Here is a 753-nt window from a genome sequence, read left to right on the forward strand (position 1 = left end):
CTCGACCACGATCGGGTCACCCGGAGGCGCTTCGACCCGTACGGTGTCCTGCGGCGCTCCTGAGGAGGCTGGTGCCTCGTGGATGACCAGATACGGCGTCTGCCACCTCGTGAACCGCGCCTCGACAACCGTCGAGCCGACCTCCGCGCCACCGACGCCGTCGATCCGCGCGTCGATCCCCGACTCCCCCGCATCGCTGGGAGACTCGCACGTCGTCAGATCGCCGGCGTCGACGATGAGGCACTTCTCGACCTCGCCCTGCTCCGACACGCGGTCGCCGACCCATACCGGCTGCGTCCGGAACGATCCGACGATCGTGAGGGAGAAGGCGAAACCGTCCTCGGCCAGTTCCTCGGCCCGTGCGCGCTCTGCGCCGGCGTACTGCGAGGACAGGGCCGACGACATCGACCACCGCTGGAGAGCGACCATCGGCTCCCCCGCTGTCGACACGAGCATCGTTGCGCTCACACCCCCCAGACTCCGGGTATCGTCTTCGGGATCGTCGATCGGAACGGGGAAGGACACGCTCAGGCCACGTCCGATGTCGCCGGTGGGAAGGCAGTTCGACTGCGAACGGTCGCCGATGTCGAGGACCAGGCACACGACGCCGCCATCGTCCTTGGTCGCGTACCAGGCCAACGCATCTTCGTCCTGCGCGACCGCAAGGAGTGATCCGCTGTCGAAGTCGGCGGCGGCGAGCGCATCACGGCGCTCCTGCTGCGCGGCGGACAGGGCGATGCCGTCGGCGCGTGG

At 68.9% G+C, this 753-nt stretch carries 1 protein-coding gene; it reads right to left on the bottom strand.

Going from position 1 to position 753, the window contains the following annotated elements; all coding sequences use genetic code 11:
• Window positions 1-753 (bottom strand): hypothetical protein (locus tag KZA10_RS16645; protein WP_218683453.1); only part of this gene is annotated, 753 nt, incomplete at both ends.

Origin of the sequence: Microbacterium sp. BF1, assembly GCF_019279095.1 — a bacterium.
In the GTDB taxonomy this organism is placed as follows: domain Bacteria; phylum Actinomycetota; class Actinomycetes; order Actinomycetales; family Microbacteriaceae; genus Microbacterium; species Microbacterium maritypicum.